This window comes from Paraburkholderia bannensis NBRC 103871, from assembly GCF_000685015.1.
In the GTDB taxonomy this organism is placed as follows: domain Bacteria; phylum Pseudomonadota; class Gammaproteobacteria; order Burkholderiales; family Burkholderiaceae; genus Paraburkholderia; species Paraburkholderia bannensis.
The window spans coordinates 73037-87197 of sequence record NZ_BAYA01000016.1 but is presented as its reverse complement, the minus strand read 5'-3'; the positions used below and the strand labels follow the sequence as shown (position 1 = coordinate 87197).

Annotated in this window: 16 protein-coding genes; 12 read left to right on the top strand and 4 right to left on the bottom strand. The window is 60.3% G+C overall.

Going from position 1 to position 14161, the window contains the following annotated elements:
- Window positions 1-63: 63 nt before the first annotated feature.
- The 4 genes from BBA01S_RS23810 to BBA01S_RS42385 all read left to right on the top strand — a co-directional run bounded on the left by BBA01S_RS23810 (window position 64) and on the right by BBA01S_RS42385 (window position 2930).
- A complete protein-coding gene (locus BBA01S_RS23810) occupies window positions 64-1008 on the top strand; it encodes an ABC transporter substrate-binding protein (protein WP_027818652.1) in 945 nt (314 codons plus the stop codon).
- Between the two features lie 299 nt (window positions 1009-1307).
- Window positions 1308-1817, top strand: coding sequence for a GNAT family N-acetyltransferase (locus BBA01S_RS23805; RefSeq protein WP_027818651.1), 510 nt, complete (start codon window positions 1308-1310; stop codon window positions 1815-1817).
- A gap of 84 nt (window positions 1818-1901) precedes the next feature.
- Window positions 1902-2471, top strand: a complete 570-nt coding sequence (locus BBA01S_RS23800) for a GNAT family N-acetyltransferase (RefSeq protein ID WP_042297768.1) — start codon at window positions 1902-1904, stop codon at window positions 2469-2471.
- An 18-nt stretch (window positions 2472-2489) separates the two neighbouring features.
- The gene (locus BBA01S_RS42385) at window positions 2490-2930 is read left to right on the top strand and encodes a GNAT family N-acetyltransferase (protein ID WP_052391852.1); all 441 of its coding nucleotides are present in this window, start codon (window positions 2490-2492) and stop codon (window positions 2928-2930) included.
- Window positions 2931-2992: 62 nt separating this feature from the next.
- Here BBA01S_RS42385 and BBA01S_RS23790 read toward each other — a convergent pair whose 3' ends face one another.
- Entirely contained in the window at window positions 2993-3394 is a 402-nt protein-coding gene (locus BBA01S_RS23790; protein ID WP_167336038.1) for a cupin domain-containing protein, read from the bottom strand.
- Window positions 3395-3523: 129 nt separating this feature from the next.
- Between BBA01S_RS23790 and BBA01S_RS42380 the strand changes: the two genes are divergently transcribed.
- Window positions 3524-4420 (top strand): LysR family transcriptional regulator, encoded by an 897-nt coding sequence (locus BBA01S_RS42380; RefSeq protein ID WP_042297767.1) that lies wholly within the window; start codon window positions 3524-3526, stop codon window positions 4418-4420.
- Window positions 4421-4478: 58 nt separating this feature from the next.
- On the opposite strand, the gene BBA01S_RS42375 is transcribed toward BBA01S_RS42380, so the two are convergent.
- Window positions 4479-5480, bottom strand: coding sequence for a questin oxidase family protein (locus BBA01S_RS42375; protein ID WP_042297766.1), 1002 nt, complete (start codon window positions 5478-5480; stop codon window positions 4479-4481).
- Window positions 5481-5564: 84 nt separating this feature from the next.
- On the opposite strand from BBA01S_RS42375, the gene soxR reads away from it, so the two are divergent.
- On the top strand, window positions 5565-6053 hold the full coding sequence (soxR, locus tag BBA01S_RS23775) for a redox-sensitive transcriptional activator SoxR (RefSeq protein ID WP_027818647.1): 489 nt from the start codon (window positions 5565-5567) through the stop codon (window positions 6051-6053).
- Window positions 6054-6092: 39 nt separating this feature from the next.
- Here the strand turns inward: soxR and BBA01S_RS23770 are convergent, their stop codons facing one another.
- Entirely contained in the window at window positions 6093-7022 is a 930-nt protein-coding gene (locus tag BBA01S_RS23770; protein ID WP_027818646.1) for a LysR family transcriptional regulator, read from the bottom strand.
- Between the two features lie 180 nt (window positions 7023-7202).
- On the opposite strand from BBA01S_RS23770, the gene BBA01S_RS23765 reads away from it, so the two are divergent.
- On the top strand, window positions 7203-7823 hold the full coding sequence (locus tag BBA01S_RS23765; protein ID WP_027818645.1) for an NADPH-dependent F420 reductase: 621 nt from the start codon (window positions 7203-7205) through the stop codon (window positions 7821-7823).
- 72 nt (window positions 7824-7895) lie between these two features.
- Here BBA01S_RS23765 and BBA01S_RS23760 read toward each other — a convergent pair whose 3' ends face one another.
- Window positions 7896-8318: a DoxX family protein gene (locus tag BBA01S_RS23760; protein WP_027818644.1), complete on the bottom strand. Its 423-nt coding sequence runs from the start codon at window positions 8316-8318 to the stop codon at window positions 7896-7898.
- 314 nt (window positions 8319-8632) lie between these two features.
- On the opposite strand from BBA01S_RS23760, the gene BBA01S_RS23750 reads away from it, so the two are divergent.
- The 5 genes from BBA01S_RS23750 to BBA01S_RS45580 all read left to right on the top strand — a co-directional run bounded on the left by BBA01S_RS23750 (window position 8633) and on the right by BBA01S_RS45580 (window position 14154).
- Window positions 8633-9556 carry a LysR substrate-binding domain-containing protein gene (locus tag BBA01S_RS23750; RefSeq protein ID WP_027818643.1) on the top strand — a complete coding sequence of 308 codons (924 nt, stop codon included), beginning with the start codon at window positions 8633-8635 and terminating at the stop codon, window positions 9554-9556.
- A gap of 211 nt (window positions 9557-9767) precedes the next feature.
- The gene (locus BBA01S_RS23740; protein ID WP_084162485.1) at window positions 9768-11561 is read left to right on the top strand and encodes an AMP-binding protein; all 1794 of its coding nucleotides are present in this window, start codon (window positions 9768-9770) and stop codon (window positions 11559-11561) included.
- Window positions 11558-11974 carry a VOC family protein gene (locus BBA01S_RS23735; protein ID WP_245641563.1) on the top strand — a complete coding sequence of 139 codons (417 nt, stop codon included), beginning with the start codon at window positions 11558-11560 and terminating at the stop codon, window positions 11972-11974. The genes BBA01S_RS23740 and BBA01S_RS23735 overlap by 4 nt, the downstream gene beginning before the upstream one ends.
- Window positions 11975-12025: 51 nt before the next feature.
- Complete coding sequence (locus BBA01S_RS23730; RefSeq protein ID WP_027818640.1) at window positions 12026-13048, top strand: LLM class flavin-dependent oxidoreductase; 1023 nt, start codon at window positions 12026-12028, stop codon at window positions 13046-13048.
- Window positions 13045-14154: a flavin reductase gene (locus BBA01S_RS45580; protein ID WP_063750562.1), complete on the top strand. Its 1110-nt coding sequence runs from the start codon at window positions 13045-13047 to the stop codon at window positions 14152-14154. Before BBA01S_RS23730 ends, BBA01S_RS45580 begins: the two co-directional genes overlap by 4 nt.
- Window positions 14155-14161 lie beyond the last annotated feature (7 nt).

The window sequence follows — 14161 nt, the reverse complement described above, 5'->3', positions numbered from 1 at the left end:
CGCAAGCGGTCCTCCTGCGCCCGCCCTGCACGACACCAACAGGACCTCTCTGGAGACATGTTCATGTTCAAGAAAAAGACTCTGCTCGCCGCTGCCGCACTGACAATGGGATTCGCGCTCCAGGGCGCGCATGCCGCCGACAAGCAGCTCAAGTCCATTGGCATCACCGTGGGTTCGCTTGGCAATCCTTACTTCGTGACCATCGTGCAGGGTGCCGAAGCCAAGGCCAAGCAGATCAACCCGAATGCCAAAGTGACGGCTGTATCCGCCGATTACGACCTGAACAAGCAGTTCACGCAGATCGACAACTTCATTTCGGCGCACGTCGACATGATTCTCTTGAACGCGTCCGATCCCAAGGCGATCGAACCGGCCGTGCGCAAGGCGCGCGCAGCAGGCATCGTGGTGGTGGCCGTGGACGTGAGCGCGGCGGGCGCGGACGCCACGGTGCAGACCGACAACGTCAAGGCCGGTGCCATTTCGTGCGAATACCTGGCGAAGAAGATCAACGGCAAGGGCAACGTCATCATCGAGAACGGCCCGCAAGTGTCGGCCGTGATCGATCGCGTGAACGGCTGCAAGCAGGTGCTGGCGAAATCGCCGGGCATCAAGGTGCTCTCCGACGACCAGGATGGCAAAGGCTCGCGTGAGGGCGGCATGAATGCGATGCAGGGCTATCTCACGCGCTTCCCGCAAGTGGCCGGCGTGTTCACCATCAACGACCCGCAGGCCGTGGGCAGCGACCTGGCGGCGAAGCAGCTGCATCGCGCCAATATCGTGATTACGTCGGTGGACGGTGCGCCCGATATCGAGTCGGCGCTCAAGACGGATACGCTGGTGCAGGCTTCGGCGAGCCAGGATCCGTGGAAGATGGCGCAAACGGCGGTCTCGGTCGGCTACGACATCATGAATGGCAAAAAGCCCGCCAATCCGCTGATCCAGATGACGCCTCAGCTTGTCACCCGCGACAACGTTGGCAGCTATAAGGGGTGGTCGGCACCGCATTGAGCTTCAGGTAGCCCAGGCGTCGGTCATAAAGGGCGGCTCTTGTGGCCGCCTTTTTTATGCCATTCAATGCAAGGCGCATGGGTCGGTCGGCGCCAGTTCCCAAATTTAAATTGATGTGCCAACATCACCGCATGGAACTCCAGAACGCCCGCTACGAATTTCATCATCACGGCCGCCAATCACTGCGCCGTGGCTCGTTATATTCATAGCAGGGAATTCGACCTCACCGGTTCACCTCCCTCTGCAACGACCAAGGCGCCTATGGCGCCTTTTTCATTTTCCTTTGCCAGGAGCCAACGATGACCGAGCCGATCAGCTATCGACGCGCAAACATCGACGACATTTTGACTGTCTGCGAACTGGGGCAAATCCTGAATGCACTCCACCACCAGGCACGTCCCGATATCTACGCTGACGCCACAGCGGAGATCGCACGAGACAAGCCGCACTGGCTCTCCAGCGTGGAGGGAGAAGATCGGGCTACGTTTCTTGCCGAGCATGGTGGGACTGCGGTCGGCTTTATCACTGTTCAAGTGGTTCAACCAGTCAGTCCATTGTTGCAGCCGTCGATCGTCGGGCGCATTGGCTCGATCGCGGTGCTGGAACGGGTACGGGGACGCGGCGTCGGGAGTGCGCTGATGACACTCGCAGAAGAATGGGCGCGGGAAAAAGGCGCCAACGACATCAGGTTGACCGTGTGGGCATTCAATGAAAGCGCAGTCCATTTGTATCGGGAACTGGGCTACGAGATTCGTGCGTTTGAGATGGGCAAAAAGGTCACGTCGAATGGAGATAGGCCTGTTGCGTGATACGCCGCCGGACAATTTTGAATCGCCCTGCGTTACTTCCTGAATTGGTGGACAATCAATGCTCCGAGTCACGCCCCCAACAGCATGAGCACAATTGAACTGTTGAAACCTGCGACCGCGTTGCTGCCAGGCTATGTTTCAGCGCTTGAATCCGGATGGTCGCCGGACAATGTCCGTAAGGAGATCGCTGCACGCGAACAACTTCAGGCCATAGCCGTTGACGCTGAGCGATTTGTTGCGGAACTGGACGACCCGACTGCATCCGGCGCGCCGATTCCCTTACCGGACGGCTCGACCGTCGCGCGACTCCCCAGCATTGTCCGCTGGATCTGGGACGGTGCAATGAGCGGCGCAATCGGCTTTCGTTGGCAAGCGGGAACGGCTGAATTGCCATCCTATGTTCTGGGGCATATCGGTTTCTCAGTCGTACCGTGGAAGAGAGGCCGCGGCTATGCGAAACAGGCGCTCAATATGATGCTGGGCGAAGCACGGCTACGAGGCCTGCCATACGTGGAGCTCACCGTCGATCCGGACAATGTCGCCTCGCAGAGCGTGATCGTGGCATGCAACGGCGTATTGATCGAGCGTTTCAGAAAGACATCTGCCTATGGATTTGCAGAATCTCTCAGGTTTCGCATTGACCTTACCGGTTGAGCCAGGCATCCAGACATCATGAATATCAAGCAACCGATTACGTCTGACGATGACGTTATCACCTTGAGCCAGATACCCAATAGCGCTATTGATAAGCACGCGCTGTTTTCCCTTTACGAGCTTTCTCTTCGTCAATATATAGAGTCCACATTCGGATGGGACGAGGACTTTCAGCGAGAGAGATTCAATGCCTCATACCTTGACTTCATTTCGATAAACGTCGGATCGTTAGCGACAGGATATCTGTCACTCAAGGACGAAGCCGAACGCGTTCACTTGTCGCTTCTGCTTCTGCAACCGGAATATCGGGGCCGAGGGATCGGTCAACGCGTCATGCATATGCTGATGGCGCGCTTTTCCGATTCTGGCCGACCGCTAACCCTGTCATGTTTCTTGTGCAATCAAGGGGGCGATACGCTTCTATCAAAAGCTCGGCTTGTCGGTCGTTTCAGAAGATGAGCACTTCGTGACGTATCGATTTCCCGCCGTTCGCTGATTCAGCAAGCCTCGTTACCCGACACTCACATCCCGACGATAACCTGCCGATACCGCTCGCAGATGCGCCGCACTGCTTCGATATCGTGCGGCAGCGGCAATGCCGCCATCGCGCGAAAGAATGCGTCGTGGCGCGCGGGCGCGGCGACCAGCAGCATGCGTGCTTCAACGTCCTCGACATTCGTGAAGCCGTGGACGTCGCCACGCGCGACCGTGACCACCTCGCCCGCTGACACCCGCTGCACAACGTCGCCGGTTCGAAAGTCAAGCGCGCCGTCGAGCAAGACAAAGGTCTTGTCCTCGTCCAGCGAGCGATGAGCTGGCGCACCGCCGCCCGCACCAACCCGCATCTCCATGACAGTGTACGGCGCGTCGGCGTCCGTCGTGCCCATAATCACCCGAGTCTGCATATTGGCGAATGAAAGCACGTCCGATGGCGTAAAAGTGTTTGTTTTCATGAACGGTAGAGCGCGTGTGTTGAGGATGCATCAGTCTGCGCCTGCTCGCGACCTTCGATAAGACCGCTAGAATGGCGGCTCCCGCCAACGAGATGGACAATGGATATCAACGGCTCTCTGGCCTTCGTGGCCGTCGTGGATTGCGGCTCGTTCGCCGCTGCCGCACGCGAACTCGGCGTGCCGCGCTCGACGGTGAGTGCGCGCGTGGCCGCCCTGGAAGCGCGGCTCGGTGTGCGGCTACTGCGGCGATCGACGCGCAGACTCGCACTGACCGATGACGGCGAGGCCTGGTACGCAAGCGTAGGCGGCGCCATCGCGACATTGCGCGACGCGGAGAATCGTGGGCTCGCAGAAAGCGCAACGTTGTCCGGCACGATCCGCCTGAGCGTGCCGCTCGACTTCCCGGACTGCGTGCTCGCCGACGCCATCGCCGCTTTCATGGAAGCACATTCGCGCGTGCGCATCGACGTGCACGCCAGCAACAGCATCGTGGACTTCATCGACGAACGGTTCGACCTTGCCATCCGGGGCGGCAACCCAGGCGGCAACGACACGGTTGCGCGACGCATCGCAGGTTTTCGCATGGCGCAGTTCGCCAGCCCCACATGGCTGGCACAGCGCAAAGGGGCTCGCGGCAACGACGACGCGCCTGACCACAATGCGACGACGCCCGACGCATTCGCACGGCACTCGTCGCTGGCGTTCTCCCCGCTTGCCGATCGTCCCGAATGCGCCCACGCGCGCGTCAAGGCAAACAGCTTCGGTCTGCTAATGGAACTGGCGATACGGGGTGCAGGTGTGGCGACCCTGCCCGCTCATCTATGCGCGGACGCGGTCGCGGCGGGAACACTGGTCGAAATCGATTCACCTGCGCCGGCCGCCACCCAGCAAGGCCTCTACCTTGTCTATCCGTCACGCGCAGACATGAGTGCACGCGTGCGAGCGTTCGCGCAGTATCTTGGCGACGCACTGGAGAGACTCCCCTCCACAGCGTGAAGGCCCTGCTGAAACAATATGCGCTTGCAGTCGCAGTGGAACGCTCAACGCAAGTACACTACGACACCAGCCTTGCGGCCGTCGCCAGGTAAAGCGGCGATGGGTCGCGTCGATTTTCGCAAAGACACGTGTAGGCCATTTTGATCACGTGATCGTCGTCGGAAGCGACCGCCATACGGCACACGTCGCTCCAGTCGAGCGTGGGAACCGGGACGTCTGCTACTTCAGCATCGGGCCAGCCGACCGTTGCAACCGCCGCACATAGCGCAACCCACAATTGCGCGAGCAACGGCTTCATCAGGCTATCGGGAACCTGGGCAAAGACGATTCGGGCAGCGCTCGTTGCCGTTACCGTGTGAAGCAGCGTGAAATCCGGCTTGCGCCAGTACGCCCCTATGGTCGCCCGCGCCAGTTCGTCCAGCAAAGCCACGCTGGCAGGAGGCGCAAGCAGGGCTTCGCCAAAGCGCGGATCGGTTGCCACTGCACGCAAACGCGCCACAATCGACCCAGTCGGGAGCGTGAGGCCGCTCACCGCCCTGGAGACGCGATCGAATCCGGCACCGGCACTTTGCGCGGTGCGCCTTTCGTCCAGGCTGACGGCAATCGGCAGATGCGACGAAACCAGCGAGGCAAGGCCCGACGCAATCTCGCCAGCATGCCCGGCCTGAATGCCGTAAGCGAGCCGGATAAGCGCATGAAATGCCTCCGTGGCAGGCGCGAAGGGAACCTCCCGTAGCACCTCGGTTATCACCGCCACGGCTCCGGCATCGACAATCCAGTCGAGAAAACAAAGGCGCAACGCGCCGAATGCGGCGCGTTCGCCCAGGTAGCCGCTCCACTCGTGACGAGCGATGATGCTGGCGACCGGCGGCGCGCTCAACGCGTACTTCCGTTCCCACATGTCAAAAAACGCCTGCAACCGGTCTGGCGAAGCCCCCATTCTGGCCAGTGCCACCAGCGCCATCGGACAATGGTTGGTCGTACCGCGCGCCGAAAGGTCAAAACGTGCGTTTGCGTCCAGAAGCTCGCGCAGTTTGATGTGAACAGAGTCAATGGGCATGGTGCCGTCCGCAATCCAACGAAGGAGCGCTCATTGTGAAAGTTCAAGTAAACTTGAGGTCAAGCGAAAACGCACGGGAGTGCCATGAACGAGTCGGCCATTAGCATTGGAGAACTAGCGAAGCGCTCGGGAGTGGCGGCGAGTGCGATCCGTTTCTATGAAGAGCAAGGGCTGATCAGCAGTACCCGAACGGCAGGCGGTCAACGGCAGTATCGAAGGGAGACGCTGCGCCGGGTCGGGTTTATCCGTGCGGCGCAAGCGGTGGGACTCAATCTTTCGGAGATCCGATCCGTGCTCGAAACGCTGCCCGGCCAGCGCACGCCGACCAAACGCGACTGGGAGCGCCTTTCGCGCGCGTGGCAACCTCTGCTTCAGGAGCGCATAGACGGACTTATCGCATTGCGCGATCAACTTGCGTCCTGTGTGGGTTGTGGCTGCCTGTCACTGACGGCCTGCTCGCTCTACAACCCGGACGACGCTGCCCGTCGGCGCGGGAGCGGTGCCCGATATCTGCTGGGCGATACCTCGCGTTCGGTGCTGGCCGAGGATGCCGCCGACAGGCGGGACGTGTGAACCAGCAGCACGGGCACGCACCTCTAATTGATGCTCAACTCATTCGCTGTTTGCCGCAAATCTTTCCGCGAGCCGCCCACGCTCAAACGCCCCAGCAACGAAGTCGATAAACACGCGTGTTTTGGCCGGCAACAATGCACGCGTTGCGTAGTAAATCGAAATCGACCCGGCATCCACGTACCAGCGTGGCAGCAGGCGCGTGAGTTCGCCGCGCTCGATTGACGGGCGCACGTCCGACAAGGCCAGCAACGCAACGCCCAATCCGAGCATCGCCGCTTCACGCATCGCTGCTGGGTCATTGAGCACGATGGTCTCGCGAAGGTGCGGGAGCATTTCGTTGCCCGCTGTATTGCGCATCGTCCGTTGCTGCACGCGCCCCGTACGGCTCGAACGCATCACGATGCCATCGAATCGCGCGAGATGGCCGGGGTCTACCGGCGGCTCACGGCCAGCCATGTAGGCTGGCGAAGCAACGGCAACGAGATGCGCAGGCGCCAGCGCGCGCGACACGACACCCGATGCGAGATCGAACCCGCCGCCAAGCGCCGCATCATATCCCTCTCCGATCAGGTCAACCTGGCGGTTGTCAAAATGCCAATCGATACGTACCAGCGGATTGCTCGCGAGAAACGCCGGCAACAGCGGCAAGACGTATGCAGTCCCAATCGTTGGCGGCAGGCTGACCTTCAGTACTCCGGCTGGCTCGCCACGGCCCAGCGAGACTGATGCAATGGCTGCCTGCAACGCCTCCAGATTGCCGCCCATCTCCACCAGGAAGCGCTCCCCTGCCTCGGTCAGCGTGAGCTTGCGCGTGGATCGCAGGAAGAGTCGTACGCCCAGGTTGCTTTCCAGAAGCGCAACGTTTCGACTGACCGCGGCAGGTGTCAATCCAAGTCGCCGCGCCGCGGCCGAGAAGCTACCCGCCTCGGCACTGCGGGCGAACGATTCAAGATTGGCGAGGGTTTCCATGTTCGAGATTTAAAGCATCACTTGAAAATCATTCAAACGATCACCGGCTAATCGTCGAGTCATAAAAGCGGCAACATCTGTTCACGGCGCGACCTGCGTGGCCGACGTTTCATGCCTGGCTCGCCGGCCCAGTCGCCGCCCTTTTCATTCGATCCATCGCCTTTATCTGGAACAATCTTTATGACCACCATCGGTATCATCGGCGCAGGCGCCATTGGGTCTGCGTTCGCACGGGCGCTTGCCCGCAAGGGCCTCAAGGCCATCATCTCGAACAGTCGCGGCCCCGCTTCGCTCGTGGATCTCGCCCGCGAACTCGGCCCCTCGATCACGCCAGGAACCCGCGAACAAGCCGCGGCGCAGGATATCGTGCTCGTCGCGGTGAACTGGTCGAAGCTGCCGTCGGCCCTGTCCGGATTGCCAGGATTTGACGGTCGCATCGTGATCGATGCAAACAACCCGATCGAGGCTCCGCTATTCAAGCCTGCCGAATTGCACGGCCGAACGTCGAGCGAGATATTCACGGATCTCGTCCCTGGCGCCCGTGTCGTGAAGGCGTTCAACCATCTTCCGGCACACCTCATCTCCGACAACCCGCAAGCCGGGGGCGGACAACGCGTGCTGTTCTTCGCGGGAGATGATGCAAATGCGAAGGCGGCTGTCGGAAAGCTGATCGAACAGATCGACTTCTTTGGCATTGACCTGGGTTCGCTGGCAGACGGCGACGAGCTCTTTCAGATCCCTGGCGGGCCGTTGTCTGTGCACAATCTCGTCAGGGTTGAATCGATGCGCCGCGACGTGTAGCCAGGGCATTTCAGGCCGATGTCAATTGAACGGGCCGCCCGTCGAACTGCACGGGCGGCCCGTCATGAAAGATCAGGTCGCACTGGCCGACGTCAGCCCCTGGCCGCCACGGCCCAGGCGCTGGTCGAGGCTATACGCACCCGCACCAAAGTAAGCGATCTGTAGCAGGCCGCCCGCCATCATGACGTTCTTCAGAAAGTGAATCATCTGGTTCTGGTCTGCGAAATTGTTGTGGAAGAACACCGCAGTCGCGAGACAGAACAGGGCCATCACGACCGCCAGGGGACGCACGCGGTAACCCGAGATGAGCAACAACCCGCCGCCCAGCTCGACCACGACCGACAATGCAAAAGCAAGCGGCGGCAAAGGAAGGCCAACGGCCTTGATGTAGCCCACGGTTGCCGCATAAGCGCCGAGCTTGCCGAGTCCGCTCATGACAAAAGGCGCGCCCAGCAGGATGCGGCCCAACAGCGGAATAAACTTGTATCGTTCCATGACGATCTCCTTAAAAGCGTTCACATTGGTGGACCAGGATAGGGAATCGCGCCGGCCGCCACCATCGCCAGTTGCGCAAAAAACATTTCAATCAGGATACCGAACCATCAGGCTTTCCAATCGGCGAATCCGTCGCTTCTGCCGCGCGCTACGGCCATCGGATCGATGGCGCGTAGTTGTTTGGCAGTTGCTGAAAAATCCGCTTTCGGTCAGTTGCGCCATACTAAATCCGCAACGATGGCGCGCCAATCTCCCCATTTGCAATGCAACGTTGCGCGTGATAGAACGTCAGAACGACCAGCGAGAGCGCGACTATGGATCAGATCACCGATCTCAACGATCTTCGGATCTTTGTGGAAATCGTGGAGCATGGAAGCTTCACGGCAGCGGCCAACGCGCTTGGCCTGCAGACCTCGAAGCTCAGCCGGCGGGTTCGCGCACTTGAAGAGGAACTGGGCGTACGGCTGCTCAATCGCACCAGCCGCAGCCTCTCCTTGACGGAAATCGGGCGACGCTTTCATCAACATTGTGTCGCACTGGTAGCCGAATCGAAAGCCGCCAAGGACATCGTCGACCAAACGCGCTCAAAGCCACAAGGAACAATACGGGTCAGTTGTCCGGTTGGACTGTTGAGTTCGGGCATTGCGGCGATGATCGCCCAGTACATCGAAGACAATCCCGAGGTTCAGGTATTCGTCGACGCCACCAATCGGCGCGTGGATGTTGTCGAAGAAGGACTGGATTTCGCCATCCGCGTGCGTATTCCTCCGCTCGAAAATACCGATCTTGCGGTGCGCCCGCTCGGGCTTTCCACCCGGATTCTCGTTGCCAGCCCAGCACTGGCCGCGCGCCATGCCACGCCACAGTCTCTTGAAGCGCTCGCAGCGTGGCCCACACTCGCGTTGACGAGCAGCAGCGAGCGGTTCGTGTGGAACTTCGCCGATGTGGATGGCAAGCCAGCGGCCTGGATCCACCGGCCGCGCCTGGCAACCGACGATCTGGCGAGCCTGCGCATTGCCGCCCTGAAAGGCCTGGGCGTCGCCCTGCTGCCGCGCGAACTGGTCGACATGGACATTCGGGGAGGTCAACTTCTGCACCTTCTGCCGGACGTTGCCACCGAAGCCGGTCTCGTGCATGCGATTTTTCCTTCCCGCCGCGGCATGGTTCCGGCGGTTCGTCATCTACTGGACGCGCTGGTGTCGGGCTTCGAGAAGCTCAATTGCCAGTGGGAGCCATAGCACGTCAACAGGCCGAGCGAGCGGCCGCCGAGGCGGTCTATACACGCTGTTTTCTCCTGGGTAACGCGGACGTCGGCCGATCCGCCAGCGTTCCAGCCATCTTCAGCGTGGCGGGTTGAACCCCCTCGTCATTTAATTCGTTATCCATATCAATTCGACGATACGGTCGTCGTCACGACGCGTGAGCGTTGCGCTCAGCTGGTCGAATGCCATGGCGGGTTCGACGCGACTCGACAAACCCCATCAGCCGAAAAGCGGATTGACACGTCGGAAAGCGCATCCTAATATACAACAATCTTGCACGCATTCACTATTGTTGAATACAAGAACCTCAGGAGACATCGTGACTTCGCTTTCGTACGAGCGCGGAACACGCGCGAAACCGCTTATCCATCAGACGATTGGCGACTTCTTCGACGAAGTCGCCGGGCAGATGAGCGAGCAGGTTGCCGTCATCAGCCGGCACGAAAACATCCGGTTGAGCTACGGCGAATTGCGGCAAAAAACCGACGATCTGGCGGCCGGGCTGCTCGCCTCGGGGTTGAAACCGGGAGACCGGATTGGCATCTGGTCGCACACCAATGTCGCCTGGCTGCTGATGCAACTGGCCACAGCAAAAGCCGGCCTGATTCTCGTGAATATCAACCCGGCATATCGCGTGGCGGAGCTCGAACATGCGCTGAACCTGGCGGGATGCAAGGCAATCGTGACGATGGTTCAGTACCGGTCGAGCGAGTACCTGAACATGTTGCGAGCGTTAGGGCGCGCGCGCCTGCCGATGCTCGAAACGATCTGGTGGATCGATCAAGGCGACGAGCCGGACGAACCCGGCGCGCAGCGCTTCTCAAGCCTTTTCGGGTTCACGGCTGCTGGCCACGCCCGGCTAAAGGAAGTTCGCCACACCCTGCGCCCGGACGACGCCGTCAATATCCAGTTCACCAGCGGGACGACGGGGCTGCCCAAGGCCGCGACGCTCAGTCACCGCAATATTCTGAACAACGGCTATTTCGTGGGCGAATGCATGAAGCTCGCGCAAACCGACCGTGTTTGCGTGCCCGTGCCGATGTATCACTGCTTCGGCATGGTCATGGGCAACCTGGCGGCGCTTACGCACGGGTCGACCATCGTCTATCCCTCGACGCGATTCGATGCCGAGGCCGTTCTTGAAGCCGTGCAGGCAGAACAATGCACCGCACTGCTCGGGGTGCCGACCATGTTTATCGCCGTGTTGAATCATCCCCGCTTTGCAGTCTTCGACAAGAGCACGCTGCGCACCGGCATCATGGCGGGCTCGCCCTGCCCAATCGAAATCATGCGCCGCGTGGTGGACGAAATGCATCTGCGGGAAATCACGATTGCCTATGGCATGACGGAAACCAGCCCGGTGAGTTGCCAGAGCACGACGGACACGTCGCTCGACAAGCGCGTCACGACGGTCGGCCAGGTGCTGCCGCATCTGGAAATCAAGATCGTCGATCAGGTCAGCGGTGAAACCGTGGCGCGTGGCGAAAGCGGCGAGCTTTGCACGCGCGGCTATTCGGTCATGCTCGGCTACTGGAACCAGGAAGACCGGACGAAAGAAGCCATCGACGCAGCGGGATGGATGCACACCGGCGACCTGGCCAGGATGGATGAGGACGGCTTCGTGAACATCGTCGGGCGGATCAAGGACATGGTGATCCGGGGCGGCGAAAACCTTTATCCGCGCGAAATCGAAGAATTTCTTTATACCTGCCCTGGCGTGCTCGACGTCCAGGTGGTGGGCGTGCCTGACACGCATTTTGGTGAGGAGCTCTGCGCATGGATCGTCAGGAAGCCCGACGCCACGCTTGACGAGGCGGCAGTGCGCGAGTTCTGCCAGCAACGCATCGCGCACTACAAGGTTCCCAGGTATATCCGCTTCGTCGACGCCTTCCCGACAACGGTGACGGGAAAGATCCAGAAGTATGTGATTCGAAAGATCATGAGCGATGAACTAGGTCTTGAACCAGAAAATACGGCGTGACGCTCGCCGGCTTTAAAAGGTCTCTTTTATCTTCACATCATTATGGACTACTAGATATGTCTGAAGCTGATATCCAGACCGTTTATATCGTTGCAAAAGATATGGAACGGCTATCCAGGTTCTACGAATCGGCGCTAGAAATGCCGGTTCAGTTTCGCGACGCAAACAAGTGGACGCAGTTTCGCCTGCAGCGCAGCGCATTCGCACTCAGCTCCTTCGGGGAAGCCGCGACAGGCGCAACGGGCGCCGTGCCCGTCTTCCAGGTTGCAGGCGAGACGCCAGACGAAGTGAAAGAGCGAATTCTTGCCGCAGGTGGCCAGTTGATCGGCCAGCGCGACATGGGGCCTCACGGCTTTGTCGCCACCTACAAGGACATCGAGGAAAACATTTTTCAGGTCTTCAGCAAGACCTAGGCACGGCACGTTTGCAAGCCAGCCCCCTGCTCACTCACTACTGGAACCGCCATGAAGTTTGGAATTTTTGATCAGAACGACCGCAATGGCCTGCCAATTCATCAGCAGTACGAAGATAGACTGACAATCATCGAGCTTTACGACAAGCTCGGCTTCCATGCCTATCACATGTCCGAGCATCATGCGACCACGCTCAGCGCATGTCCGTCCCAGAGCGTGTTCCTGGCTGCCGCGGCACAGCGCACACGCAGCCTGCGCCTGTCGCCGCTCGTCTATATCCTGCCGATTCATCATCCCATCCGCCTCGCCGAGGAAATCTGCATGCTCGACCACCTGAGCGGCGGTCGCCTCGAATATGGCGTCGGGCGCGGCGCCTCGCCACACGAAATCGAGGCGCTCGGCATCGATCCCGCCACGGCACAGGCTCGATATATCGAGTCGTACGAAATCGTGAAGCGCTTCCTCAGCTCGGATACGCTCGACTACGAAGGCCAGTTCTGGAAATTCAGGGATCTGCCCGTCGAGATCAAGCCCCTCCAGTCGCGGCCGCCGACGTGGTATGCACTGGCGTCGCCCGAGTCGACCGTCTGGCCCGCGCAGGAGAAGATGAATATTGTGTGTGCCGGCCCGATTGGGCGGGTCAAGGCGATCACCGACAAATATCGCGAAGAGTTCGCGAGGCGGCATCCCGCTGCCGCCGAACCGCTAATGGGCGTGAATCGCTACATCGTCGTGGCGGAAACCGACCAGGAGGCAATGGCGATCGGATCACGCGCATGGTCTGTGTTCTATCCGAACTTCTTCAAGCTCTGGAAGAAGCACGGCACCGAGCCGGTCAACCAGAAGCTCCCGCAAGCCTTTGAAGCGCTCGTCGAATCGGGCCTTGCCGTAGTCGGGCGCGCGGAAACCGTGCGCGAAAAGCTACTTGAGCAAGCCAGCAATGGCGGCTTCAACTACCTGATCGGCACGTTCATGTTCGGCGACATGTCGGTGCAGGAGACGCGCACATCGGTTGGCCTCTTCCATGAATCGGTGATGCCGGCATTCGGCGAACTGGAAAAGGTGACGTCATGAGCACGAGCGCCGTATCTGAGCATGAGCAATCCGCGCTTGCCACTTTCGACAAGCGGCAGTTGCGGGACGTTTTCGGCTCTTTCGTCACCGGCGTGACCGTGATAACCACGCGCGACGCCGAAGGGAAAACGCATGGCCTGACCGCCAATTCGTTTTCCTCAGTGTCGCTGGATCCACCCCTGGTGTTGTGGAACCAGGCGAGCGCTGCGGGAAGCCATGCGGCATTTCGCGACTCGGGGCGCTTTGCGATCAACGTTCTGGCCGAAGACCAGCAAGGCCTGGCCAATCATTTCGCAACGCGCTCGCTGGACAAGTTCGCCGGCGTCGAATACGACACGGGAATCGACGGCGTTCCCATCCTGCGCGATTGCAGCGCGTGGCTAGAGTGCAAGCTGGTGTCGTGCTATCCGGGCGGCGATCACGTGATTTTTCTTGGCGCCGTCGAACGTATCCGCCAAAGCGCAAAGCGGCCATTGGTCTTTGGCGGCGGCCAGTATCTGGTTGCCGATCCGCACGATCGCGGCCACGCGCCGGTGGGAACGCAAGGCGCGATGCAATCTCAGCCGCATGCGGTGCGCCTGGCAAGTCGCAGCATGTTGCGCCTTGCGCGCACGCTCGACAAGACGCTGGCGCTGGTGGCATGGGGCAATTACGGCCCTACCGTGATCGCGTGGCAGACCGCCAGCTCGCCACTGGCCGCCGACCTGCCTTTAGGGTTGGTGCTTCCTGCGACAACCTCGGCATCCGGACTTGCACTGGGCGCTTTTCTTCCACCGGAAACCATCGAACGGTTCGTCGCCGCCGAATTGCGCGATCACGACCGCAGCGACAATCCGGATGGATCCGTTGATCCAGAATCGTTTTCAGCAATGCTCGAAACCGTCAGGGAATCAGGCATCGCAACACGCCACCCCGGTCAGTTTCACGGCGACGGCATAGTGGCGAATGCGATCAGCGCGCCCATTCTTTCGCCGGATGGCCGGGCAGTGCTTGCATTGACCGCGATTGGCTCTGATGGCGATTTCGATGCGGCACCCAGCGGCACCTGCGCACTCGCGCTCAAAGCCGCTGCGCAGGAAATCTCCGCAGCGCTGTGCGCAATCTGAAGGCTCC

Excerpts from the sequence above, each read along its gene's own strand:
- BBA01S_RS42385 (WP_052391852.1), top strand. The coding sequence starts at position 2,490 with ATGAATATCAAGCAACCGATTACGTCTGACGATGACGTTATCACCTTG.
- BBA01S_RS23810 (WP_027818652.1), top strand. The coding sequence starts at position 64 with ATGTTCAAGAAAAAGACTCTGCTCGCCGCTGCCGCACTGACAATGGGA.
- BBA01S_RS42375 (WP_042297766.1), bottom strand. The coding sequence starts at position 5,480 with ATGCCCATTGACTCTGTTCACATCAAACTGCGCGAGCTTCTGGACGCA.
- BBA01S_RS23805 (WP_027818651.1), top strand. The coding sequence starts at position 1,308 with ATGACCGAGCCGATCAGCTATCGACGCGCAAACATCGACGACATTTTG.
- BBA01S_RS23765 (WP_027818645.1), top strand. The coding sequence starts at position 7,203 with ATGACCACCATCGGTATCATCGGCGCAGGCGCCATTGGGTCTGCGTTC.
- BBA01S_RS23770 (WP_027818646.1), bottom strand. The coding sequence starts at position 7,022 with ATGGAAACCCTCGCCAATCTTGAATCGTTCGCCCGCAGTGCCGAGGCG.
- BBA01S_RS23730 (WP_027818640.1), top strand. The coding sequence starts at position 12,026 with ATGAAGTTTGGAATTTTTGATCAGAACGACCGCAATGGCCTGCCAATT.
- BBA01S_RS45580 (WP_063750562.1), top strand. The coding sequence starts at position 13,045 with ATGAGCACGAGCGCCGTATCTGAGCATGAGCAATCCGCGCTTGCCACT.
- BBA01S_RS23750 (WP_027818643.1), top strand. The coding sequence starts at position 8,633 with ATGGATCAGATCACCGATCTCAACGATCTTCGGATCTTTGTGGAAATC.
- BBA01S_RS23760 (WP_027818644.1), bottom strand. The coding sequence starts at position 8,318 with ATGGAACGATACAAGTTTATTCCGCTGTTGGGCCGCATCCTGCTGGGC.
- BBA01S_RS23740 (WP_084162485.1), top strand. The coding sequence starts at position 9,768 with ATGGCGGGTTCGACGCGACTCGACAAACCCCATCAGCCGAAAAGCGGA.
- soxR (WP_027818647.1), top strand. The coding sequence starts at position 5,565 with ATGAACGAGTCGGCCATTAGCATTGGAGAACTAGCGAAGCGCTCGGGA.
- BBA01S_RS23800 (WP_042297768.1), top strand. The coding sequence starts at position 1,902 with ATGAGCACAATTGAACTGTTGAAACCTGCGACCGCGTTGCTGCCAGGC.
- BBA01S_RS42380 (WP_042297767.1), top strand. The coding sequence starts at position 3,524 with ATGGATATCAACGGCTCTCTGGCCTTCGTGGCCGTCGTGGATTGCGGC.